Annotated in this window: 17 protein-coding genes and 2 pseudogenes; 12 read left to right on the plus strand and 7 right to left on the minus strand. The window is 58.5% G+C overall.

The annotated features are described in order from the left end of the window. Positions 1 to 32 precede the first annotated feature (32 nt). The 7 genes from ACK83U_RS15035 (at position 33) to hemN (ending at position 9,076) form a co-directional block, all read left to right on the plus strand. Positions 33 to 746, plus strand: a complete 714-nt coding sequence (locus ACK83U_RS15035) for a CBS domain-containing protein (protein WP_112606550.1) — start codon at positions 33 to 35, stop codon at positions 744 to 746. A gap of 485 nt (positions 747 to 1,231) precedes the next feature. Beyond that, positions 1,232 to 2,992 (plus strand): thiol reductant ABC exporter subunit CydD, encoded by a 1,761-nt coding sequence (gene cydD / locus ACK83U_RS15040; protein ID WP_112606552.1) that lies wholly within the window; start codon positions 1,232 to 1,234, stop codon positions 2,990 to 2,992. Further along, the gene (gene cydC / locus ACK83U_RS15045; RefSeq protein WP_112606554.1) at positions 2,989 to 4,677 is read left to right on the plus strand and encodes a thiol reductant ABC exporter subunit CydC; all 1,689 of its coding nucleotides are present in this window, start codon (positions 2,989 to 2,991) and stop codon (positions 4,675 to 4,677) included. Before cydD ends, cydC begins: the two co-directional genes overlap by 4 nt. An 81-nt stretch (positions 4,678 to 4,758) precedes the next feature. Then, complete coding sequence (locus ACK83U_RS15050; protein ID WP_112606556.1) at positions 4,759 to 6,354, plus strand: cytochrome ubiquinol oxidase subunit I; 1,596 nt, start codon at positions 4,759 to 4,761, stop codon at positions 6,352 to 6,354. Positions 6,355 to 6,359: 5 nt separating this feature from the next. Then, on the plus strand, positions 6,360 to 7,514 hold the full coding sequence (cydB, locus tag ACK83U_RS15055) for a cytochrome d ubiquinol oxidase subunit II (RefSeq protein WP_112606558.1): 1,155 nt from the start codon (positions 6,360 to 6,362) through the stop codon (positions 7,512 to 7,514). Positions 7,515 to 7,536: 22 nt separating this feature from the next. Beyond that, the gene (cydX, locus tag ACK83U_RS15060) at positions 7,537 to 7,650 is read left to right on the plus strand and encodes a cytochrome bd-I oxidase subunit CydX (RefSeq protein ID WP_112338802.1); all 114 of its coding nucleotides are present in this window, start codon (positions 7,537 to 7,539) and stop codon (positions 7,648 to 7,650) included. Between the two features lie 79 nt (positions 7,651 to 7,729). After that, the gene (gene hemN / locus ACK83U_RS15065) at positions 7,730 to 9,076 is read left to right on the plus strand and encodes an oxygen-independent coproporphyrinogen III oxidase (RefSeq protein ID WP_412474672.1); all 1,347 of its coding nucleotides are present in this window, start codon (positions 7,730 to 7,732) and stop codon (positions 9,074 to 9,076) included. A gap of 19 nt (positions 9,077 to 9,095) precedes the next feature. Here the strand turns inward: hemN and ACK83U_RS15070 are convergent, their stop codons facing one another. Next, entirely contained in the window at positions 9,096 to 11,015 is a 1,920-nt protein-coding gene (locus tag ACK83U_RS15070; protein ID WP_112606562.1) for a PAS domain-containing sensor histidine kinase, read from the minus strand. Positions 11,016 to 11,036: 21 nt separating this feature from the next. Continuing rightward, complete coding sequence (locus ACK83U_RS15075) at positions 11,037 to 11,795, minus strand: helix-turn-helix domain-containing protein (RefSeq protein ID WP_112606564.1); 759 nt, start codon at positions 11,793 to 11,795, stop codon at positions 11,037 to 11,039. 142 nt (positions 11,796 to 11,937) lie between these two features. Here ACK83U_RS15075 and ACK83U_RS15080 point away from each other — a divergent pair, with 142 nt between their 5' ends. Continuing rightward, the gene (locus ACK83U_RS15080) at positions 11,938 to 12,663 is read left to right on the plus strand and encodes a response regulator (protein ID WP_112606566.1); all 726 of its coding nucleotides are present in this window, start codon (positions 11,938 to 11,940) and stop codon (positions 12,661 to 12,663) included. 27 nt (positions 12,664 to 12,690) lie between these two features. Here the strand turns inward: ACK83U_RS15080 and ACK83U_RS15085 are convergent, their stop codons facing one another. Together ACK83U_RS15085 and ACK83U_RS15090 are read right to left on the minus strand one after the other, a co-directional pair. Then, positions 12,691 to 13,131 carry a hypothetical protein gene (locus tag ACK83U_RS15085; RefSeq protein ID WP_112606568.1) on the minus strand — a complete coding sequence of 147 codons (441 nt, stop codon included), beginning with the start codon at positions 13,129 to 13,131 and terminating at the stop codon, positions 12,691 to 12,693. Positions 13,132 to 13,203: 72 nt separating this feature from the next. Continuing rightward, positions 13,204 to 14,118 (minus strand): universal stress protein, encoded by a 915-nt coding sequence (locus tag ACK83U_RS15090; protein ID WP_348648143.1) that lies wholly within the window; start codon positions 14,116 to 14,118, stop codon positions 13,204 to 13,206. A gap of 193 nt (positions 14,119 to 14,311) precedes the next feature. Between ACK83U_RS15090 and ACK83U_RS15095 the strand changes: the two genes are divergently transcribed. Then, on the plus strand, positions 14,312 to 15,496 hold the full coding sequence (locus ACK83U_RS15095) for an acetate/propionate family kinase (RefSeq protein WP_112606572.1): 1,185 nt from the start codon (positions 14,312 to 14,314) through the stop codon (positions 15,494 to 15,496). 70 nt (positions 15,497 to 15,566) lie between these two features. After that, positions 15,567 to 17,981: a phosphoketolase family protein gene (locus tag ACK83U_RS15100; protein ID WP_112606574.1), complete on the plus strand. Its 2,415-nt coding sequence runs from the start codon at positions 15,567 to 15,569 to the stop codon at positions 17,979 to 17,981. 439 nt (positions 17,982 to 18,420) lie between these two features. Here the strand turns inward: ACK83U_RS15100 and ACK83U_RS15105 are convergent. Continuing rightward, a pseudogene (locus ACK83U_RS15105) lies at positions 18,421 to 18,597 on the minus strand (aldehyde dehydrogenase family protein); the annotation flags it as partial. Between the two features lie 174 nt (positions 18,598 to 18,771). Between ACK83U_RS15105 and adhP the strand changes: the two are divergent. Then, a complete protein-coding gene (adhP, locus tag ACK83U_RS15110) occupies positions 18,772 to 19,854 on the plus strand; it encodes an alcohol dehydrogenase AdhP (protein WP_112606580.1) in 1,083 nt (360 codons plus the stop codon). Between the two features lie 141 nt (positions 19,855 to 19,995). Here adhP and ACK83U_RS15115 read toward each other — a convergent pair whose 3' ends face one another. Continuing rightward, positions 19,996 to 21,453 (minus strand): tyrosine-type recombinase/integrase, encoded by a 1,458-nt coding sequence (locus ACK83U_RS15115; RefSeq protein WP_112606582.1) that lies wholly within the window; start codon positions 21,451 to 21,453, stop codon positions 19,996 to 19,998. Positions 21,454 to 21,861: 408 nt separating this feature from the next. On the opposite strand from ACK83U_RS15115, the gene ACK83U_RS15120 reads away from it, so the two are divergent. After that, positions 21,862 to 22,503 (plus strand): DUF1007 family protein, encoded by a 642-nt coding sequence (locus ACK83U_RS15120; RefSeq protein WP_112412987.1) that lies wholly within the window; start codon positions 21,862 to 21,864, stop codon positions 22,501 to 22,503. Positions 22,504 to 22,523: 20 nt separating this feature from the next. On the opposite strand, the pseudogene ACK83U_RS15125 reads toward ACK83U_RS15120, so the two are convergent. Further along, positions 22,524 to 23,269, minus strand: a pseudogene (locus tag ACK83U_RS15125) (phosphatase PAP2 family protein). Positions 23,270 to 23,499 lie beyond the last annotated feature (230 nt).

Genomic DNA, 23,499 nt, shown 5'->3' on the forward strand with positions numbered 1-23,499 from the left:
CCACAAACCAAACCCATCGCCGGGAGACGACCATGCTCATTCAAGAAATCATGAACGCACCAGCTATCACCGTAAGTCCCAAAACATCTGTCGTGGATGCGGCGACAATAATGCTCGACCGTCACGTCAGCGGTCTTCCAGTCGTTGATGCCGGCGGAAACATTGTCGGCATTGTCAGCGAAGGCGATTTCCTTCGCCGCTCGGAATTGCAGACGGAGCGCAAGCGATCCTGGCTGCTCGAGTTTCTGACCAGCCCCGGCAAGCTTGCTGATGAGTATGTTCTTTCACATGGCCGCAACGTTGAAGAAGTGATGACGTCGGAGGTTGTCACTATTGCTCCCAATGCCACGCTCACCGTTGCCGTCGACCTGATGGAAAAGCATGGGATCAAGCGCTTGCCTGTCGTCGTCCAAGGCAAAGTGATCGGGATGGTCTGCCGATCAGACCTGTTGCGGGCGCTGGCGAACATGCTGCCAAAGAAGAAGGTTCAGGCCAGCGACGATCAGATCGCCGAGGCGGTCATTGCCGAGCTCGCCCATCAGAGCTGGAGCCAAAATGGCTTCATAAAAGTCAGCGTTCAGAACGGCGTTGTCGAATTGTCCGGCACTATCTTCGACGAAAGAGAGCGACTGGCAGCCAAGGTTGCAGCGGAGAATGTGCCTGGCGTCAAGTCCGTTACCGACCAGATCACATGGATCGATCCCTATCTCGGTGTTGCCATGCCAGCGCCGAGTGAAGCGGTCTGAACAACGCAATCGCCGTAGGCGCAAGAAAAGACGATATGGCGGGGCGGCGAACGACTGGCTCGATGCCCAGTTTTGACCGCCATCTGGATTCCTCAGACAGCCCAAAACTAGCTGCTGGCGACGACCGAGCTTTTCCCGCACTGGCGGAGACCCTGCCTGGCAAGACCCGTCTCTCATAGCTTCTCGAAGTTGACCTAGGTCAAAGCTGAAGCGTCACAGGCAGATTACTAAACGTCGAGTTCACCGTGCAGACAGTCCAGACCAACCCAAAAATCTGGCACCGAATGAAGTGAATTTAGAATTGCCTAATGAAGTGCATTTAGAATTGTCTAAAGTCACTGAAGCGACGGAAATCATCATGAGCCTTGCGCCTGTCGTCCAATCTTCCCCCACTCATCTCGGGCTTGTCGAGGTAGCGAAGACGCGCGTCGTTTGCTCGGTCGCAAGCCCATGACCGCCAACCCCATCGACAAGAGGCAGGCACGATGACCACCGCATTCTTCGATACGGGATCGGAAGTCAGACGAGAAGCGGAGACCGACGTCACCGACAGCTCAATCCAACCGCCTTCCCCAAAAGACCGGTCGCCAAGAACGATGCGCGCCAAATTGTCACCTGCCGCTCTGGTGCAAACGCTGGCGTCACTCCTGTGGATTCCCCAAGCAGCCTTGCTTGCCAGTGGAATAGGCGTGATCGCTGACAGACATGGCATAACGGCAACGGCGATACCGGCGCTGTTCGTCTTCCTCCTTGGCGCCTTGCGTGCCGGACTGGATTCCTTGGGCGGACGTTTGGCCTTTCAAGCCGCGCGCGCAGAACTGAGCCGGCAGCGCGAAATTGCCGCTACAGCACTCGCCGCCCGATCGCCACTAGACAGCGATCGTCCAGCGTCCGGTTTTGCCGCAAGCCTCATCGCCGAGCAGGCTGAAACCATCGTGCCCTATCTCGCTCGCTTTCGACCGGCACGGCTGAAAGCAAGTGCCGTCCCACTGGTCATCCTCATCTGCATTGCACCGGTCTCCTGGCTTGCAGCCCTCATCCTGCTCTTTACGGCGCCACTGATCCCCGTGTTCATGGCCTTGATCGGCTGGCAAGCCAAGGCTGCAAGCGAAAAGCAACTGGCCGAGACCGGCGGGCTCAATGCTTTTCTCCTCGACCGGCTGCGCGGCCTTGCCACTATTCGCGCGCTCGGCGCCGTCGATCGCACCGCTTTACGACTGCGGGTTGATGCAGAACAGCTCAAGATGCGAACCATGGCTGTGCTCAAGATAGCCTTTCTATCCTCGGCAGTCCTGGAGTTGTTTGCCGCACTGGGCGTTGCGGCAATGGCCGTCTATGTCGGCTTCAATCTGCTCGGCGCAATCGATGTTGGCACGTGGTCCGGGAGATTGAGCCTGACGCAAGGTCTGTTCATTCTGCTGCTGGCTCCGAGCTTCTTCGAGCCTCTGCGAGAACTATCGGCAGTCTGGCACGACCGGGCAGCCGGAGAGGCAGCCCTGGACGCTCTCGATGCACTATCCAGCACCGGCATGACGTTGCCGGGCTGGCGCGATGAAAGGGTGGCGGAAACCAGCCGTGATCGTACGTTGCCGTCAATCGATGTCGATCGGCTCTGCTTCCGGCACCGGCCCGGACAAATGCCTGTTTTCGACGGTTTCGGCCTGGCGATCGCAGCCGGTGAGCATGTAGCTCTCCTGGGAGAAAGCGGTGCGGGCAAGACGACCATGTTGTCGTTGATTGCTGGTCTTGTTTGTTCAGAGAGCGGCATGATCCATGTCGGCGGGCAGCGACTTAATGATATTTCCGCGTCCGCACTGCGACGACGCATGGCCTGGATTGGTCAACGGCCGCATATTTTTGCCGGCACGATGACCAGCAACATCACGCTCGGCCGACCCGAAGTCAGCCCGCGCGCGGTACAACAAGCGATTGACCTTGCCCATCTGCGGCGAACTGTGACCCAGCACGGCGCCATGTCCATCGGCGAAGGCGGGGCAGGCCTGTCCGGCGGCGAGGCGCTCAGATTGGCGATTGCCCGTGCCGCCGCAACCCCGCATGTTGACATTATCCTTGCGGACGAGCCGACCGCGCATCTCGACACCGAAACCGCACGTGAAGTCACCGATGCATTGTTGGCAATCGCCCGCGGACGGACACTCGTTGTTGCCACACATGACCCGGTTCTGGCTGCAAGGATGGGCCGGATCATCCATATCGACGCATCGGTCCGGGAGGAAGCGGCATGACGTCGATAGTCTCCGCTCTTTACCCCATCTGTCGGCTTTTCCTGGCAGCGCGCGGCCGCGCATTACTGCTCGGCACCCTCTTGTCGGCCTTGACCGTGTGCGCCGGCATCGCACTCCTCGGTCTGTCGGGCTGGTTCATCACGGCCGCCTCACTCGCTGGCCTGACCGCGACAGCCATCGCCTTCGATGTCTTTGCTCCATCGGCGGGCATCAGGCTGCTGGCGATCCTCCGCACCGCTGCACGCTACGGCGAACGAGTGACCACCCATGATGCCACGCTCGGCATGCTCGCTGCGCTGCGCGAAAATCTGTTTCGCGGCTGGGCGGCACCCAGTGCGGCAACGATGTTGATGCGCAGGCCAGCCAAGTTGCTTTTCCGGCTGACGGCGGATGTCGATGCGCTCGATTCCCTCTATTTGCGCGTCCTTGTGCCGGCCGCCATCGCTATTGTCTCAGGCCTGGCGGTCAGCATCGCACTGATGCTGCTGTCGGTTCCGTTCGGTCTGCTCGCCGGCCTATGGCTTCTCGCTGCCGGTCTCGGCATTCCAATCATTGCGGGGCGCTTGGCGCTGAAACCGGCGCGGCAACGCGCTCATGCGATCGAGGCACTACGCTCGCGTACTGTCGATCTCGTCGCCGGACAGACCGAACTCGTCATGGCCGGCAGACTGCAGGCGCAATGCACAGCGATCGCTGCCACTGATCGCCGTCTGGCCGAGGCAGACGACAGACTGAACCGGATCGAAAGCGGAGTTACGGTGAGTTTTGGCCTTGCCTCCGCAGCGCTTCTGTCGGGCACTTTGCTGACGGTCACCTCGCTGGCGGAACGCGGCATTATCGATGCACCATTGGCCGCTCTCGGCCTGCTGATGGCCCTCGCGGCGCTCGAACCCTTTGCAGCGCTGCGCCGTGGGGCGCTGGAACTCGGCCGTACCGTGCTTGCCGCCCGCCGCCTTTCACCTCGTCTGGTACAGACTGCTCATCCCTCCGCACATCTAACGCCGCCAGACGGCGTGGCCGTCCGAGTCTCCGGCGTCTCCGCCCGATATGACGGAGCAGCGGTGGCTTCGCTTGAAGACATCACGCTTTCGCTGGCACTGGGCGAGCATCTCGCGGTGATCGGCCCGAGCGGAGCCGGAAAGTCGACCCTGCTTGCCGTCCTCGCCGGTGAACTCGCGATCGAACGCGGCGTGGTCGAGACCGCTCCGGCCACGATGCTCACCCAGCGCACGGAGCTGTTCCAAGACAGTCTACGGGATAACTTACGTCTTGCCGCGCCGGATGCTGACGACGAGATGCTCTATATGGCGCTTTCGGATGCCGGCCTCCTGGAAAACGTACTGTCCCAGCCGAATGGCCTCGACACCCGCCTCGGCGAAGGCGGTCTTGGTCTGTCTGGCGGACAATCCCGTCGCCTGGCGCTTGCCCGCCTGTTCCTGCGCGGTACCAAACTCTGGCTGCTCGACGAGCCGACCGAAGGTCTGGACCGCGAAACCGGACGGGATGTCATGCGGCGCCTTGCCGATAGCGGCTGCGGCCGGTCGCTGGTCATCGCCACACATATCCGTCGCGAAGCCGAGATCGCCGATCGGATCGTCGTTCTCGACGAGGGCCGCATCGTCGCGACCGCGCGGCGGGGAGAAACCAAATTTGATGCAGAGCTCACCCGGCTGAGGCAGGACTGAGACATCTGACCGATCAATCATAGCCAAGGCCGTTCAAGGCTGCGGTGCATCAACCACCTTTTGGAGCGTGGGAGAAAGACTATGGAACTCGATATCGTGGCGCTATCACGCCTGCAGTTCGCCATGACAGCGCTGTATCACTTCTTATTTGTACCATTGACGCTCGGCCTTTCCGTGCTGCTTGCCATCATGGAGACGACCTATGTCATGACCGGCCGCCAGATCTGGCGGCAGATGACGAAATTCTGGGGGACGCTCTTCGGCATCAACTTCGTGCTCGGCGTCGCCACCGGCATCGTGATGGAATTCCAGTTCGGCATGAACTGGAGCTACTACAGCTATTATGTCGGCGATATTTTTGGCGCGCCGCTGGCGATCGAAGGGCTGATGGCCTTCTTCCTCGAGGCGACTTTCGTCGGTCTGTTCTTCTTCGGCTGGGACAAGCTGTCCAAGGTCGGCCACTTGGTCGCCACCTGGGCGGTTGCGCTGGGATCGAATTTCTCGGCACTGTGGATCCTGATCGCCAATGGCTGGATGCAGAACCCGGCAGGCTCGGCGCTCAATCCGCAAACCATGCGCATGGAGATCGTCAGTTTCTTCGATGTCGTCTTCAATCCGGTGGCGCAGGCGAAATTCGTTCACACCGTCTCGGCCGGCTATGTCTGTGCCTCGATCTTCGTGCTGGGTGTTTCGGCCTGGTATCTTGTCAATGGCCGCAGCGTCGAGCTTGCAAAGCGCTCGATGACGGTTGCCGCGTCTTTCGGTCTCGCTTCTGCTTTGTCGGTCGTCGTGCTGGGTGACGAGAGCGGTTATCTCACGACCGAGCATCAGAAGATGAAGCTCGCGGCGATCGAAGCCATGTGGAAGACCGAACCGGCGCCGGCCGCCTTCACCGCCTTCGGCTTTCCAGATCAAGAGGCTCGCGAGACCCACTATGCCATTCACATTCCATGGGCCATGGGCCTGATCGGCACGCGATCGCTGACGACGGAAATCCCTGGCATCGACAAGCTCGAGGAGCAAGCCAAGAACCATATTCGCGAGGGCATCAAGGCCTATGATGCGCTGATGAAGATCCGCGCTGCCAAGCCGGCAACGCCCGGAGGAGTCTCACAGGATGTGGCCACTGCCCGCACCTCCTTCGAGGATATCGGCCACGAGCTCGGCTATGCTCTGCTGCTCAAGCGCTATGTCGACGATCCACGCCAGGCAACGGAGGAGCAAATCGCCCAGGCCGCTCGCGACACCATTCCGAATGTGCCGACGCTCTTCTGGTCCTTCCGCATCATGGTCGGCCTCGGGATGTTCTTCATCCTGCTGATGATGGTCTTCTTCTGGCTCTCGGCACGGCGGAAACTCGATCGATATCCGTTGCTGTTGAGGATCGCCGTCTTCGCCATTCCGCTGCCCTGGGTCGCGATCGAGCTTGGCTGGGTGGTTGCGGAATTCGGCCGCCAACCCTGGGTTATCGAAGGCGTTTTGCCAACCGCCGCTGCCGTTTCCAATCTTGGAGCCGTTAGCGTCCTGATCACGTTGCTTGGTTTTGCGGCGATCTACACGGCGCTGATCGTTATCGAAATGAGTCTGATGGTGAAAGCCATTCGCAAAGGCCCGCAACTGGGCGACGAGCCAGAAGCCGGCCTCACCTCCAAAACTCTCATTCCTGCTGCGGAGTAACCATCATGATCCTTCATGAGTTGATCGATTACGAAACCCTGCGCATCATCTGGTGGCTGCTTCTCGGCGTGCTTCTGATCGGCTTTGCCGTCACCGACGGTTTCGACCTCGGCGTCGGCGCGCTGCTGCCATTCGTCGCAAAGACCGACACGGAGCGGCGCATCGCCATCAATTCCGTCGGCCCGACATGGGAGGGCAACCAGGTCTGGCTACTGCTTGGCGGCGGCGCGATCTTCGCCGCCTGGCCGCCGCTTTATGCGGTCTCCTTCTCCGGTTTCTATCTTGCGATGTTCGCAATCCTATTCGCGCTCATCCTCAGGCCGGTGGCGTTCAAATACCGGTCCAAGCGCGAGAGCGCCCGCTGGAAGGCAGGCTGGGATTGGGCGCTGTTTATCGGCGGCTTCGTTCCCTCGCTGATCTTCGGGGTTGCGGTCGGCAACGTGCTGCAAGGCGTACCCTTCCGCTTCGACGATGATATGCGGATCTATTATGAAGGCTCGTTCTTCGGCCTGCTCAATCCCTATGCCTTACTCTGCGGCCTTCTCTCCGTCGCCATGCTCGCCATGCATGGTGCGGCATGGCTGCAGCTCAAAACCAGCGGCGTTGTCGCGGAACGCGCACGCAGCTATGGCAGTCTGGCGGCACTTGCGACGATCGTGCTTTTTGCCCTTGGCGGCCTTGCTCTCTGGTACGGCGTCGACGGTTATCGCATTACCAGCCAGATCGATCCCATCGGTCCGTCCAATCCGCTGTTGAAGACGGTCGATCACGGCACTGGTGCCTGGTTTGCAAATTACGGCAACCATCCGTGGATGATGGCCGCTCCGATCTTCGGCTTCATTGGTGCCATCGCCACGCTGCTATCGATGACTGCTCGCCGTGAAGTGGCGCCACTGCTCTTCAGCAAGCTCGCCATCTTCGGCATCATCTCGACGGTCGGCGTCTCGATGTTCCCCTTCATCCTGCCTTCTTCGCTCGACGTCCGCTCCAGCCTCACGGTCTGGGACGCGTCCTCAAGCCATATGACGCTGTTCGTCATGCTGATCGCAGTGCTGATCTTCCTGCCGATCGTGCTTGCCTACACCGCATGGGTCTATCGCGTGCTCTGGGGCAAGGTCGACGAGAAGACGGTCAACGACAAGAACGGTCACGCCTACTAAATCCCATACAAGGAGAAAGAACATGTGGTATTTCGCCTGGCTTCTCGGCTTCCCGCTTGCAGCCGCCTTCGCCGTCCTCAACGCGATGTGGTACGAACTCGTTGACGACAATACCGAGAAGAACAAGCGCGGATAGTGCCCCGGCGGCCGGGCACATCGCCCGGCCCATGCCCACCCAATCGATCCCTCTGCCCGATCAATTGAAAGACCCTCCCGTGTTCACAAGTTCGCTTGCCCGTTACGCTCAACCTGTGCCACGTTACACCAGCTATCCCACGGCGCCGCATTTTCACGGTGGCGTTGACGGCGCGTGCTATGCCAGATGGCTTGGCGAGACGGATCCACATAAGCCCGTCTCGCTTTACTTGCATGTGCCCTTTTGCGATCAGCTCTGCTGGTTTTGCGGCTGTCATACCAAGCAGGTACGACGCTACGATCCCGTTGCCGATTATCTGGACGCGCTTGGGGCGGAGATCGCACTTGCAGCGCGGACCCTTCCGGGTCGGCGGCATGTGAGCGCCGTCCACTTCGGTGGCGGCTCGCCGACCGTGATCGAACCTGACGACATCGACAGTCTTCGTGCGAAACTCGATGATGCTTTCGACCTGGGTCCGGATTGTGAGATCAGCGTCGAGATCGACCCGCGCAATGTTGACCACGATAAACTCGAAGCTTGGCACCGCTTTGGCATCACGCGTGCAAGCCTGGGCGTCCAGGATTTTGATCCCGACGTTCAAAGGGCAATCAATCGGCGACAAAGTTTCGAGCAGACACAAGCCGTCGTGGGAGCCCTGCGCAACGCCGGCATCGGCTCAATCAATCTCGATATTCTCTACGGTCTGCCGCTGCAGACAACGGAGACGCTGCGACGGACTATCGATCTTGCCGTGTCGATGCGGCCAAATCGTATTGCGCTCTTCGGCTATGCGCATGTTCCCTGGGTGAAAAAACACCAAAGCCTTATCGATCAAGATACCCTTCCCGGTCCGGCCGAGCGGTTCGACATGGCAAGCGATGGTGCCGCTCAATTGGCGGCAGCCGGCTATGTCGCGCTCGGTATCGATCATTTCGCCGACGAGACCGACCGCCTTGCGGTCGCCGCCGCCAATGGTCGCATGCAACGCAATTTCCAGGGCTATACGACAGACGAGGCTGAGACGCTGATCGGGCTCGGGGCCTCTTCGATCGGTAAGCTGCAGCAGGGCTATGTCCAGAATGCGGTCTCCATCGCAGACTATATTCGCAAGATGAGGGCCGGCGCGTTCGCCACGGCCCGCGGCTTTGCACTTTTGCCTTCCGACCGGGTCGTCGGCAGGTTGATTGAGAGCCTGATGTGCGACTTCTCCTTCTCCATCGCAGATCTGAGGCGGACCTTCGGAAGCGGTGTCGACCATTTGCAAATCGAAGTTGCAAGGATCGCCGCTGAGGAGAAGGATCTGATCCACTTTGACGGCGATCTATTCCTGGTGAGGTCGGAAGCGCGACCCTTTGTTCGAACGATTGCTTCCCGCTTCGATCGCTATCTGGCGACCGACAAAGCGCGCCACAGCACAGCCGTTTGACGCCTTTGAAAGAGAACGATCAATCGAGAAGTTCGCGCAAGCGAACGGCCAGCTCCCGGGCGGTGTATGGCTTCTTCAGCCAACTTCCGGTCTCCGCCAACTCTCGCCCTGCAATCGTGGGCTCGGCATAGCCAGAGGTAAACAGCACCTTGATTTCAGGGCGCATGGCCCGGATTTTATGTGCGAGTTCATCCCCAGTCATGCCGCCCGGCATCACGACATCGGTAAACAGCAATGCGATGTCGTGATTCTCCTGGAAAAGAGCCAGGGCCTCGGTTCCATTGCTAGCCTCGAGGACACTATATCCGGCATCGAGAAGCCGGGAGACGGTGACACGGCGAACACGAACATCGTCCTCGACGACGAGAATACGCTCGAAGCCTTTTGGAATAATGTCAGGCTTCTTGTGGTCTGGATGAACTGGCTCCATTTCCGTTCGTGCCTTTTGGGCAGGCAGGAAGATGCGAACGCTCGTGCCTTGGCCGATCTCGCTATAGAGCTGGACAAGGCCACCTGATTGCTTGGCAAAGCCATAGACCATGCTGAGGCCGAGCCCAGTGCCAGCCCCCATCCCTTTCGTCGTAAAGAACGGCTCGAAGGCGCGCTCCTTCGTCTCGCTCGACATGCCAGCTCCGTTATCGGTCACGGCGATCAGCACGTAGTCACCGGTGCGGACCTCCGGATACATGCGTGCGTAATCGGCATCGAGCCGCAGGCGCGAAATCTCTATCGACAAAAGGCCGCCGCGAGGCATCGCATCCCGTGCGTTGATTGCGAGATTAAGGAGAGCATTTTGCAATTGGGAGCCATCGACAAGCGCTTCGTTCGCAGAGCCGGTAATGACGGTTCGCAATTCGATCGCCTCGCCCAATGTGCGGCGCAAGAGACCGGAAAAGCCGGATACGAATCTACCGACGTCCATAGGCTTGGGATTGAGAGGCTGGCGACGACCAAAGGCAAGGAGTTGAGCGGTCAGCTTCGCTCCGTCCTCGGCGGCCGCCTGTGCCTCGGAAACCAGTGACAGCAGCTTCGTATCCTGCAGCCGCGCCTCGATCATTTCCAGGTTGCCGCTGATGACGGTCAGCAAATTGTTGAAGTCATGGGCCAGGCCGCCAGTCAATTGGCCTATGGCTTCCATCTTCTGTGATTGTCGAAGTTCCTCTTCGATCTTGTGGCGGCTTGTCAGGTCACGGACGAACCCGGTGAATATCCGTTTGCCGTTGGCGACCGCCTCGCCAACCGACAATTCCATCGGAAAGACGGTGCCGTCTTTGCGTTGCCCACTGACCACGCGGCCATAACCGATGATGCGGCGCTCGCCGGTTGTCAGATAATGCGAAAGATATCCATCATGGGCCTCGCGGTCTGGCGAGGGCATCAGCATCGAAACGTTTTTTCCATGCACATCCCCCGCCGAATATCCAAACAGTTTTTCCGCAGCGGTGCTGAAGGACGCGATAACCCCTAATTCGTCGATCACAATCATCGATTCGGGGACAGTCGCGAGAATTGACCGCAGATGAGCCTCACGCTCAGCCAAATCCGCCTGTATTTTCTTTAAGTGACTGATATCATTATTCGTTTGAACAATGACGTGTTGGTCTGGATCGACAGAGGATGCCGCGACCCAACGGCTCGTCACGACGACGGGCCTGCCATCCTTGTGCATATGCACAAGCTCCCCCTGCCAAGCAATATGCCGGGCGACCTTGCTGCGGATTTCCTCGAGAGGCTCGGGGAAAATTGTCGACAGCAATTCATGAACCACCCGGCCAATGGCCTCCTGCTGGGTCCAGCCGTAGAGCCGCTCGCATCCCGACGTCCACCTCCGGATGATTCCATCAAACGTGTGCACGACAATATTCGCGCTATCGAGGATCTGGGCGATTTCGTCCAACCTGGTTTCTGTGGCTTGCTGTCCTGACGACCGATCGTTCATCGAACTTCCATTTGCATTCGGTTAGTGGCGCCGCCGGGCATCATCCAAGGAAATGACGGGCGAATAGCGATCGTCGCATTCATCACCCTCTCCCGCCAGATGTGCAAGCATCCTGGCCTTTAAAATGCGGATGGAATGGCGACCCGCAGGGCCGACGATACCCTTGTTTGTCAACCTCGTCATGGTTCGGGAAACCGTTTCGATCGTGAGGCCCAGATAGTCGGCGATATCGAGACGAGTCATCGGAAGATCGACGACACTGCACGAGCGATCCTGTTCTCGTTTCCGCTGGAGTTGCTGCAGCAGGAAACTGCAAAGCCGTTCTTCGGCATTTTTGCAGGACAGCAACACCATTTGATCCTGGGCTGCCGCCATTTCGTCGCAGAGGCGGGCAAGAAGCAGCGGCCTCAGCTCCGGCGAGCTGCCAACCGTATCCTCAAAGGCTCTCCGGGAGAAACGGCGCAATCTCGCTGGGGTTACGGCTTCGGCGCTATAGAGATAGTGATTTCTGAGCGAAACGCCGACAAGATCGCCAGGATAGAGGAAGCCTGTGATGACGCGCCTGCCGTCCGCCATGATCTTGAAAATGCGTAGAACCCCCTCCACCAGCTCAAAGAGATGTTTTGCCTGGTCGCCTTCGAAGAACAACGTTGCGCCGGCATTCAATTGCTCCAGTGGTTGCTTCGAGAACAGTGACTGAAGACAGATCGGTTCGGCATCGAAGGCAACAACAACCTCATTGTAACTCTGAGCGCGCTCAGCGCTATTTGCCGACAACATGACAATCCCTCTCAAATGTTGTTCCAATGCCTGGCAGATTGATGCCTTCCGAGTGACAGCCGAATGCCACGCGTGTTAGAGATCGTGCAATTTTGTAACGGATTGTCACAGGTCGCAGCCCGTCTTTACCGGAACCCTTGCAATGACCCTCGATCAGCAGCGGCGTGAACATCTTCTGGTCGTGGATGACGACCCCAGAATCCGTCAGATGCTGACACGCTACTTCGAGGACGAAGGGTATGTCGTCAGCACGGCATCGAACGGCCCTGAGATGCGGGCGTCCCTGCAGCAAGAGAATTTCGATATCATCCTGTTGGACTGGGTCCTGCCCGGCGGTGAGGACGGTTTGGACCTTGCCCGCGAAATCCGCGCACAGTCGGACATTCCGATCATCATGCTGACTGGTCGCGACGATGTGGTCGACAGGATCGTCGGAATTGAAGTCGGTGCAGACGACTATATCGCCAAGCCCTTTCATCTGAGAGAAGTGCATGCTCGCCTGAAGTCCATTCTTCGCCGCCGTCAGCCAGCGGCAAAAGCTCGGGAAAACGAACCTGGTGACGTGCTTCGTTTTGAAGGCTGGCAGCTCGATATCGGCAAACGGCAGCTTCTATCACCGGACAAAAACGAAATCGAATTGACCACCGGCGAATTCGACATGCTGGTTGTATTCGCGCGCCATGCCGGGCGTGTGCTCAGCCGCGACTTCCTGATGGAGGCGACGCGAGGACGGAATCTGGAGGTGTACGATCGAACGATCGATGCCCAAATCGCGCGACTGCGTAAGAAGATCGAGGCCGACCCCACGCACCCACAGCTGATAAAATCGATCCGGGGGGTTGGCTACGTCTTCACCGGCAAACTGTGATCGGCCAGTTCCGTCGCAACACAAGGTTCAGGGATCGTCGTCGCTTGAGAACATCATGAGCCCATGATCCGATCGATAGACTCGCTCCTCGTTGTGCATCTGCTCCCAATTGCCCGGATTTTGATTCCAGAATCTGATTTGGTTGCACTTGAGTTCCCTAGCCCGCGATCGAATGCTCGCAAATAGGGTTTGCGCAATGCCACGTTCATCAGCTGCACTTGCGACAATCAGAAATGTGACGTCAAGCAGCCGCCCGACGGCGGGATGATCGCAGGGCCTATAGATGCTCAGACCCTGTATGTAACCTCGTGGGTTGACCGCGGCGAGGATTTCGTCCTTGCGGTTGGCGTCGGATGCCATCCGGCGCCATGCCACCATACCAAGGCTTGGAACTGCTGCCTGGACAAGAGGATAGGCTTGCACGATCTGATCCGGCCGCAGCGCGGCAATAACATAAGTGCCAGCCATGCTTTTTCCCCTCCAAGGATGCAAAGAGCAGGCCACGCCCATTGGCGGGGCGGGGCCCTGGGCCAATTGGTGTCAGCGTGTCATCATCAGGGGAACGGGTGTCTGCTCGAGCATCGAGCGGGTCGTCCCCCCGAAGATCCACTCGCGCACCCGCGAATGCCCGTAGGCGCCCATGACGATCAGTTCGGCGCCGATGTCGATCGCATGCTGACGCAGCACGTCCGCGACAGCGCGCCCGCCGCTGGGCAGAACATCGACCGATACCCGAATTCCATGCCGTGCAAGGAATGCGGCGACATCCGCTCCCGGCTCCTCGCCGTTGCTACCGACGGTCGCGGACGGATCGACCATGGCGACACACACGTTATCGGCAGCAATCAGCTGCTCCATCGCGGCCCGCACGGCCATGCTTGCTTCGTTGCGAGAGTCCCAGGCAACCAAGACCGTTTTCGGGCGAAGAGAGGCGGCATGTCCCTTGGGCACAAGAAGGATCGGGGCCGGCGACCGAAACAGGGCTCCGTTCAAAATTTCCTGCCGCATGTCTTCATGAGCCAGAAAGCCGCCGCCGATCAGCGTCAGGTCGACATAGCGCGCCCGGTCTCCGATTTCATTCTCCGCCCATCCGTATTCGGTAAAGAGGCTGGTCACGTCGAACGAAATATCGTCAGCCTGCAGTATGGTCTTGGTAGCTGAGACCTTTCGGCGAAGATCTTCCGTCTGACGCTCGCGCTCCTCGATCCATACCGTGGACGTCACTTCGCCATATCCGCCAATCGGCGGTGCAGCGAGTGCCGTTACCAGGACGGACAAGTGGGCTTTCGCCTCCCGGCACAATTCGATTGCAGAATGCAGGTCAGCATCGTCTTGATCGACACCGATGACGCTCAAAATGGTCTTGGCTTGCATGGTCACACCTCCTGTTTGAACTCGTTGTTCGATGGGGCTGAGTTTAAGCACCAGGGCGCGCTGCGCCTTGATCTTGGTCAACACCGCGGATCGAAGATCGATCGCGAGCGTCACACAGCTTGATATGGGTCAATGCAAAAGGCGGAAGCCAGCCTTAGAAGCGATGACAGTGTTCAAGCTCTCTGGATTGGGTGGAAACTCGGCGCAACATTCCATCGCAGCCGACTGTCTCGGCTTATCGTTGGGCAGCCGATTTCCAACCGAAGGAACCATCATGACTGACGCCAAATTGCTGCTCACATTCAATGCGGGCTCGTCAACGCTCAAGATCGGTTTATTCCAATGTGATGTGAACGGCGCACATCGTGTCGGCAAGGGTTTGGTCGACTTCAGCAGGCGCCCGCTGTCGCTTCATCTGACGGAGGGACCGGCAGTCTTCGACAGGTTTCTACACGCCGAAGGCGGGGAGGATCTGCGCGATGTCATCGCCGAAACATTCGAAACACTCGGCAGGCATTTCAACATGGATGCCGTGCGGGTCGTCGGTCATCGTGTCGTACATGGCGGCGAGCGGTTCGTCGGTCCCATTCGCCTCGACGAGACTAGCATCGGCGATATAGACCAGTTGACCGCGCTCGCGCCCTTGCACCAGCCTCAGGCGCTCCGCCTGATCCGTGCAGTCAAACATCTACGACCGACGCTCGCACAGACGGCCTCCTTCGATACAGCCTTCCACGCAACCCAAAGCGATCTAGTTCGCCGATTTGCCTTGCCCCGCGCACTGCACGATCAGGGGATCAAGCGCTACGGCTTTCATGGTCTCTCCCATGCTTTCATCGCCGCGGAACTACGGGTGCGCGCACCGAAGGTGGCCGCGGGTAAGGTGATTGTCGCGCATCTTGGCAGCGGTGCCAGCCTCTGTGCTCTCAATGGCGGCGAAAGTCGCGATTGCAGCATGGGGTTTTCAACGCTCGACGGCATACCGATGGCGACGCGTTGCGGCACGCTCGATCCGGGCGTGTTGCTCCATCTTCTTGGACCGAAGGGCAGGACCCTGCGGAACCTGGAAGACATGCTCTATTATCGCTCCGGCCTGCTCGGGGTGTCTGGCATCAGCGGCGATACGCGCGATCTGCTGAAAGACGAGCGTCCCGAGGCGCGGGAAGCAATCGACCTGTTTACCTTGCGTATTGCCGGGGAAATCGGCCGCATGACCGCAACGCTTGGCGGCCTGGACGGCATTGTTTTCACCGCCGGAATCGGCGAACATCAGCCGGAAATCCGTGCAGCGATTTGCGACCGCCTACGATGGTTGGGCGTCGCTATAGACGGCGAAGCGAACACCACCAGCGCGCCCATCATCAGCACATCGGCAAGCTCCGTCACTGCATTCGTCATTCCGACGGACGAGGAACAGATCATCGCCAATGAAGCCCTGTCGGTTCTGGCAAGCGAGTGATCCAGATCAACAGCCCATCGCCTCGTTCGCAGTAGTCTGACGAACGACCATATTGAATTGGAGCAACCACATGGACAAGCAGCCAACCGCAACTTTCGCGCATCCACTCGACGCCGCCGAACTCGACCTCATCGACCGCTATTGGCGAGCGGCCAATTACCTCTCGGTCGGCCAGATCTACCTGCTCGACAATCCGCTACTGCGCGAACCCTTGAAGGTCGAGCATATCAAGCCGCGCCTTCTCGGCCATTGGGGCACAACCCCAGGGCTCAACTTCATCTATGCCCATCTCAACCGGATCATTCGCAATCGCGATCTCGATATCATCTACATCTGCGGTCCTGGCCACGGCGGCCCGGGCATGGTCGCCAACACCTATCTCGAAGGCACCTATAGCGAGGTTTATCCGGATATCTCCGCGAACACGGACGGCATGCGCAAACTGTTCCGCCAGTTTTCCTTTCCCGGCGGCATTCCAAGCCATGCGGCGCCTGAAACACCCGGATCGATCCATGAAGGGGGCGAACTCGGCTATGCATTGGTGCATGCCTATGGGGCCGTCTTCGACAATCCCGATCTGATCGCCGCCTGTGTCGTCGGCGACGGCGAAGCTGAAACGGGTCCGCTGGCCGCCAGCTGGCATTCCAACAAGTTCCTCAATCCGGGCCGCGACGGCGCGGTATTGCCAATCCTGCATCTCAACGGCTACAAGATCGCCAATCCGACCATCCTTGGCCGCGACACCGACGAGGACCTGCGTCATCTCTTCATCGGTTACGGCTACGAGCCCTTCTTCGTCGAAGGTTCCGACCCGCATCAGATGCATCAGGCGATGGCTGCGACCTTCGATCAAGTCTTCGACCGCATCCGCGCCATCCAGACTGAGGCCCGCACCGGCGCACCCGGCAATTTCTGCCCGCGCTGGCCGATGATCGTGTTCAGAAGCCCGAAGGGCTGGACGGGGCCGGAGGAAGTCGACGGCAAGAAAGTCGAAGGTTTCTGGCGGGCGCATCAGGTGCCGGTTTCTAATTGTCGCGAGGACGCCGGCCATCGAAAAATCCTAGAAGACTGGATGCGCAGCTATGATCCGCAGGATCTTTTCGACGTCGACGGGCGCTTGAAAGAGGAATTATCTGCATTGGCGCCGAAAGGGAAACGCCGCATGGGCGCCAATCCACATGCCAATGGCGGGCTGCTGCGCCGTGAACTCGTTGTACCCGATCTTCGCAACTATGAGGTTGCCGTCGAAAAGCGTGGTAGAACAATGGCTCAATCGACCGAGGTCCTTGGCCATTATCTTCGCGACATCCTGACCCTCAATGCCGATCGCGCCAATTTCCGCATCTTCGGCCCAGACGAGACGGAATCCAACCGTCTTGGTAGCGTCTTTGAAGTGACCGACCGTGTCTGGATGGAGGAGATAAAACCCTATGACGTCAGCCTTGCCCGAGACGGTCGGGTCATGGAAGTCCTCAGCGAGCATCTATGCCAAGGATGGCTGGAAGGTTATCTGTTGACTGGGCGCCATGGTCTGTTCTCCTGCTATGAAGCCTTCATCCACATCGTCGATTCCATGTTCAATCAGCACGCCAAATGGCTGAAGGTGTCGCGCGAACTGCCATGGCGCAAACCGATTTCCTCGCTGAACTACCTTTTGACATCGCACGTTTGGCGACAGGACCATAATGGCTTCAGCCATCAGGATCCGGGGTTCATCGACGTTGTTGCCAACAAAAGAGCCGACACCGTGCGCATCTACCTGCCACCGGATGCCAACACGCTGTTATGGACCGGCGACCATTGCCTGAAAACCTATGACCGCATCAACGTGATTGTTGCCGGCAAACAACCGGAGCTGCAATGGCTGTCGATGGATGAAGCAGCTAAGCATTGCGAAGCCGGCATCGGCATTTGGAATTGGGCCTGCAACGAACAAAGTGCAGTTGAACCGGATGTCGTCATGGCCTGCGCCGGCGATGTCCCTACCATGGAGACGCTCGCCGCTGTCGACCTTCTCCGCCAGAATATTCCGGAACTATCGATCCGCGTGGTCAACGTTGTCGACCTGATGGCGCTGCAATCGAAGGAGCAACATCCGCATGGTCTCGCCGACGAAATCTTCGACAGCTTGTTCACACCGGACAGGCCGGTGATCTTCGCCTATCATGGCTATCCCTACCTCATCCACCGCCTCACCTACCGGCGCACCAACCACCGCAACTTCCATGTCCGCGGCTTCATCGAAGAAGGAACGACGACGACGCCCTTCGACATGACCGTTCTCAACGAGCTTGACCGCTACCATCTTGCCATCGAGGCGATCGAGCGCGTGCCGGGTCTCAAGGAAAAGGCACGGGATGTGATCCAGCTTTTCCGCGACAAGCTCGAAGAACACGGTCGCTACATTCGCCAGTACGGTGAGGACATGCCGGAAATCAGTAACTGGAAATGGCCCTATGGCGACAATTGGGATCGTTTGTCCTGACGTGACGCTCTATCAAGGGACCGGCTGAGGCGCTCGGTTCCTTGGGGAGTGTGGGGCGGTAAAAAAGCCTGCACTTTTTGTGTGCGGCAACGCTCGTGATAAGGATCCGATGTCATCGTAACAGACCGGCGGAGAACCCGAAGCGGAGGTCGATTTCAGCGGTTGGCAGGTCTTTTTTTGGGGGTTGCTTGCCGGTCCGACCGCCTCGTCGATGATCTCGTCCTGGCGCAATTATCAAGCGCGAGGGATCCAACTGTTCAGCGCGGCTGGTGGCTTACGGTGCTCGCGCCGATCCTGATCCAACTCGAATATTTCATGGGCTCTCAGAATGCCGCATCGATGTCGACCACACCGATCAGCTTGTGATTGACGAACTCCTTGATGCCCAGATCCAGCAATTCTCGACCGTAAGCAATTTTGGGTGAGCTTCGAGATCTTTTCGCAGGATGTGCGCTGCGCTTTGCATCACCTTGGCGCGTCCGGCGAATGCGGTTTCTTTCCAGAACAGGAACGTGACGTGGGCACGCTCGATGGCCAGCTTGACGTCGGCGTCGGTGACGTTCGGAAACGTCTTCACCACTTCGCCGGTATAAGGGTTTGTTGTCGTGTATAACATGACGGCTTCCTTACTCGTTGCACGAGGCCTGGGAACTCAAATACGATCTACTAGGCCTATTCGAACGAGGCTGTCATCGGACTGAATATCGAGCCTTGATCTATATCATGGCAGGCGTTGCCCGTGGGCCTAGTCTCGCCTCATCAATGTCGAAACGGATGAAAGAGACGGATCATGATTGCAAAGACGATGATGGCGGCAGTCGTGCGCCAGTTTGGAGAGCCGCTAGCGATTGAGAGCGTGCCTGTGCCGGTTCCCGGACCCGGCGAGCTTCTCATCAAGGTGATTGCCTGCGGTGTTTGCCATACAGACCTTCACGCCGCGGACGGCGATTGGCCGGTGAAACCGTCACCACCGTTCATCCCCGGTCATGAAGTCGCCGGCGTCGTAGCGGCGCTTGGTCCAGGCGTTACGGATTTTAGGGAGGGCGATCCGGTGGGCATCGCCTGGCTGCATGACGCCTGCATGCGGTGCGAATATTGTGAAACAGGCTGGGAAACCTTGTGTGAGCACCAGCATGACACCGGCTACAGCTGCGACGGCGGCTTTGCAGAATATGTCATCGCCTCGGCAGCCTTCACCGCACGGCTTCCGGTTAACGTTGATTTTGCGCAGATCGCGCCGATCTTGTGCGCTGGCGTCACGACCTACAAAGGACTGAAGGAAACCGAGGCCCGTCCGGGCGAATGGGTGGCGATTTCCGGCATCGGTGGCCTCGGCCATGTCGCGATCCAATATGCCAAGGCGATGGGACTTAAGATCGTGGCACTCGATGTCACACCGGAGAAGCTCGCTTTGGCACTCGCGACTGGCGCTGATGTCGCGATTGATGCTCGGTCGCCTGACGCAATCGCCGACGTCCTTAAGGCGACTAACGGTGGCGCCCACGGCATTTTGGTAACGGCCGTCTCGCCTCCTGCCTTCTCCCAGGCACTCCATATGGTCCGCCGCAAAGGCACAGTCGCCCTCGTCGGCCTGCCGCCGGGAGAATTTCCGACGCCGATCTTCGACGTCGTGCTCAAGCGCATCACTTTGCGAGGCTCGATCGTCGGGACGCGCCGCGATCTCGACGAGGCCATCGCCTTTGCGGTCGACGGCAATGTCAAGGCGGAAATAACCAAGGCACCGCTGAGCGACATCAACACGATCTTCGCCAAGCTCAAGGCAGGCAAGATCGAGGGACGGATGGTTCTGGATTTCACTATGCCGATCACGACCGCGAAACCGGGAGCAGACGGTAAATTGTTTCAGGTGTGAGACGCCTCCGTCTGAGGACTATATCGTGTGGCGGTCCTCGATAGAAAATCCAAGCAAGAGAGCCATTATGTTCCGCACGAAGATTCACGGTAGCCCAGCCGCTCCTGGAGAGATCAGCAGCGGCCCATTCTAGGCGATGCGTTAAATGATGGCTTTCCTCGGTACGCTGCCACCCACTCTCGCACAAGCAATCGATCCGGAAACAATCGATTGAGCACGTGCAGCATCTATCCCCTCCGCTACGAGATGCTGCACTAAGGCTCTGGAAAGAACATCGGACTCGGTTGAGGACGCCTGAACGGTTGCTTTTCTCGGTCTAGCACGCTCATTCGCGACTTTCCCAGACAGCGCATCGGCAATTTTCCTCGTCACCCGATTTGCGGCACGGCGGAACGGATCATTCTGCACGTGCGCATATATTGCGGTAGAGCGGGGGTTCGAATGATCGAGAATCGCTCCGATCGGGGCAAGCGCTTCGCCGGTCGAAATGGCGGTTGAGCCAATCGTGTGCCTGAGCGTATGCGGAGTGACGCCGGAAAGACTGGCTTTCTTGATCGCTTTGGACCAAACGGATTTGGTGCCTTGGAAATAGCCATCGCCGCGCTCTGCCGGGAATACGAAGTCGTTCCCATCTTTTCGCGGCAGAGAGTTAAGAAGAGCAACTGAGGCTGCACCCAGAGGACGAACGGACCTCCCGGTTTTGCTTTCGTCCAGTTCGAGCAATCCTTCTGCAAGATTGACTTCAGACCATTTAAGCCCGGCAATCTCGTCGCGACGGCAACCTGTCAGTACCCAAAGGCGGGCGATGTTGATCGCCTTGGAATTCACACCTTCCGCCTCAAGCTCGTCCAGGGCAGCGCCCAGGCGCGTAATCTCTTCGAAGGTGAGATACCGTGTCTTCTGATTATCGGTCTTGCGGATGGCAGCGTTCTCGCACGGATTACGTTCGACAACTTCATTCCGAAGAGCAAAGCTGAACACGGCGGATAGATCCCGAACGACTTTGCGTGCGGCCCCCGCCCCACCGCAAACTATGACGCGCTTACGCGGCCCAATCTCCTCGTCACACGCCGTCTTCCCGGTGGTTACGTCAGCAACGAACCTCTCCCCATCGCCTGCGTTGATATCCCGTGCCCGCCGATTACCTAGCAAAGGCACGACATGGTGACGAAGGCGCGCCATCGTATAGGCTTTTGTTCGCGGCTTCATCGCCTCATCCTGTCGCTTGCCTCGCTGAATGACGCAGCCTTCTTTCTCATAGAGATCGACAAGAGCACTCATCGTCATCTCACGACGTTTTGCCTGAAGTTCGGTCATGGGATCTGCGCCGGTGATAACACTGCTGAGCTTGGCCTTCGCCAGTTTCCTGGCTTGTTCGGCGGTCAGCGGGCCGTGGCGCCCTATGATGAACCAATGTTGAGTAGCGGAACGACAGCCCCCGTTGGCACGATATTTTATGACAAAGGTCTTCACTCCCGTCGGCTCAACACGCAGGGCAAATCCAGGAAGATCACAGTCCCAGACATGATACCGTTTGTCCTTCGGCTTGGCGCCATCGACGACACGCTTTGTCAGCAATACATCACTTCGTTTGCCCATTTTGACGCTCGTTCGGATACCACTGAGATACCACAATGATGGAAAAGGCCCGGCATATTGTATGCGTTTAGCAGGCGCTAATGTTAACTTAACTAATTGATATAATATCACAATAGCGCGGTGTCAGATACTGCAGCGTAAGACATACTCAACCTTGCCAAGGTTGGGGTCGAGGGTTCGAATCCCTTCGCCCGCTCCAGTTTTACAGATTTTCCTCCGAAGAGAAAAAGTCACGGCTCAGGCCGGGGCTGGTATTTTGCCGAAAAGGCGAGTTTCCCTATTCCCGTTTCCTTTCCTTGCATCTATGCCTTGCCCACGCGCGAAGGGTCTCAAATCAGTCTCATTTGACGTTCAGGTCTGCGCATCGGATAGACCGGACGAAACGCGGTAGCTGCTCGCATGAAAAGCATGAAAACAAAGATTTCCCTGCTGATTGCGATGCTGTCGCTTCTACCCATTCCCGCATTTGCCCATCCGCATATCTTCATCGATGCCAAGTTCGAGGTCGTCTCGGCGCCCGATGGCTCGATCAGCGAGCTGCGCAACGTCTGGAGCTTCGACGAGGTGTTCACCTCCTCTGTACTCATGGATTACGGCAAGAGCGGCGACCAAGTGTTGAGCGCGAGCGAGCTCAAGGCGGTCGGCAAGACGGTCCGGGATTCGCTGGCGCAATATGGTTACTATACGAACGTCACCAGCAACGGCAAAGCGGTACCGATGGCCAAACCGGACGCGGTTGAGGCCAATTACAAGGATGGTTCGCTGACGCTGACCTTTTCGCTGAAGCCGGAGCAGAAGACTTTCCTCAAGGGAACCACCATCTTCGGCATCTACGACAAGACGCTCTATACGGCCGTCGATTTCGCCACCGACAACGATTTGACCACGTCGGGGCCGGCTTTAGGCCGCTGCAAGCGCAAGGTGATCAGGCCCAACCCGAAGGAAGTCATGGCGGAAAACCAGGCCGCGCTGACCAGCATGTTCTTCAGTGACCCGAAGGGCACGGACTACTCGCTGCTCGTGGCCACACGGCTCGAAGTCCAGTGCTGATCCCGTAAGGACATCTTACCTCACTTGAAAGACAGATCGTCGTCTGCGGCAGACCTCTTTCCCCTTGGCCCAGGCGATATGTAGCGGCGGGCGATGAGCCAGCAGGCGAGCGCCCAGGTCGCGCCGGCGCACCAGCCGCCGAGAACGTCGGTCGGATAATGCACGCCGAGATAGACCCGGCTCGCGCCGATCATCAATGTCAGCAGGATGCCGGCCGCGACGATGAAGACGCGCGTCGAACGATAGGTCCGCGTGCCTGAGATCAGCGCGGCAAGAGTCAGATAGGTCACGGCCGAAACCATCGCATGGCCGCTTGGAAAACTCAGATCCTGCACCTCGACCAGATGCGGCACGATATCCGGACGCGCCCGCGCGACGCCGATCTTCAATGCCGTGCTCAATGCCCATCCGCCCAGGACCGAAGCGAGGATGAAAATGGCGATGGAGGTTGCCGGTCGAGAAGCAGATAGATCGTCACGAGCGCCGTCATCAGCGCGAGTACCGTCGTCCCGCCGAGGCCGGTAATGTCCTTGACGGCATGGGTGAGCCATCCCGGCCCGATCGGCATGGCAAGGTTCCCGGGCTGACGAAGCGCCAGCAATATCGCCTCGTCGAACCCCTTCGTGCTGCCTTCGAGCACCTCTCCTGTGAGATAGATGAACAGAAGAATGCCGCCCGAAAGCGCGGCGAACATCACGAGCAGCAAGGGCTCGTAGCGGTTCAACCATCCAGGAATGCCCGATGTGCCGAATGGCCGATCCTTCATGCGCTGAAACCTGCCTTGAGTGCTCTCATATCGTTCGTCCACCATCGATAGCGGACAAAGCCTATCTAGGAACAAAACGCGCAGCTTCCAATCGATCAAAGCCGGAACGATATATTCGGCGGCGCATGCGCTTCAGGTTCGTGAAATAAAACCTCTCTATCTTGACGGGAATTGTCGCAGGCACCGCGGCAGCCACGACAGGATGTGGCCTGCTTCGCTTTCTGCCGAAG

This window comes from Rhizobium sp. WW22, assembly GCF_047041135.1.
GTDB lineage: Bacteria > Pseudomonadota > Alphaproteobacteria > Rhizobiales > Rhizobiaceae > Rhizobium.

Bases quoted from the DNA above. Each gene is read 5' to 3' on its own strand.
- ACK83U_RS15120 (WP_112412987.1), top strand. From the start codon at position 21,862: ATGAAAACAAAGATTTCCCTGCTGATTGCGATGCTGTCGCTTCTACCC.
- cydC (WP_112606554.1), top strand. From the start codon at position 2,989: ATGACGTCGATAGTCTCCGCTCTTTACCCCATCTGTCGGCTTTTCCTG.
- ACK83U_RS15100 (WP_112606574.1), top strand. From the start codon at position 15,567: ATGGACAAGCAGCCAACCGCAACTTTCGCGCATCCACTCGACGCCGCC.
- adhP (WP_112606580.1), top strand. From the start codon at position 18,772: ATGATTGCAAAGACGATGATGGCGGCAGTCGTGCGCCAGTTTGGAGAG.
- ACK83U_RS15070 (WP_112606562.1), bottom strand. From the start codon at position 11,015: ATGAACGATCGGTCGTCAGGACAGCAAGCCACAGAAACCAGGTTGGAC.
- ACK83U_RS15080 (WP_112606566.1), top strand. From the start codon at position 11,938: ATGACCCTCGATCAGCAGCGGCGTGAACATCTTCTGGTCGTGGATGAC.
- ACK83U_RS15115 (WP_112606582.1), bottom strand. From the start codon at position 21,453: ATGGGCAAACGAAGTGATGTATTGCTGACAAAGCGTGTCGTCGATGGC.
- ACK83U_RS15050 (WP_112606556.1), top strand. From the start codon at position 4,759: ATGGAACTCGATATCGTGGCGCTATCACGCCTGCAGTTCGCCATGACA.
- ACK83U_RS15085 (WP_112606568.1), bottom strand. From the start codon at position 13,131: ATGGCTGGCACTTATGTTATTGCCGCGCTGCGGCCGGATCAGATCGTG.
- cydX (WP_112338802.1), top strand. From the start codon at position 7,537: ATGTGGTATTTCGCCTGGCTTCTCGGCTTCCCGCTTGCAGCCGCCTTC.
- ACK83U_RS15075 (WP_112606564.1), bottom strand. From the start codon at position 11,795: ATGTTGTCGGCAAATAGCGCTGAGCGCGCTCAGAGTTACAATGAGGTT.
- cydB (WP_112606558.1), top strand. From the start codon at position 6,360: ATGATCCTTCATGAGTTGATCGATTACGAAACCCTGCGCATCATCTGG.
- cydD (WP_112606552.1), top strand. From the start codon at position 1,232: ATGACCACCGCATTCTTCGATACGGGATCGGAAGTCAGACGAGAAGCG.
- ACK83U_RS15035 (WP_112606550.1), top strand. From the start codon at position 33: ATGCTCATTCAAGAAATCATGAACGCACCAGCTATCACCGTAAGTCCC.
- ACK83U_RS15095 (WP_112606572.1), top strand. From the start codon at position 14,312: ATGACTGACGCCAAATTGCTGCTCACATTCAATGCGGGCTCGTCAACG.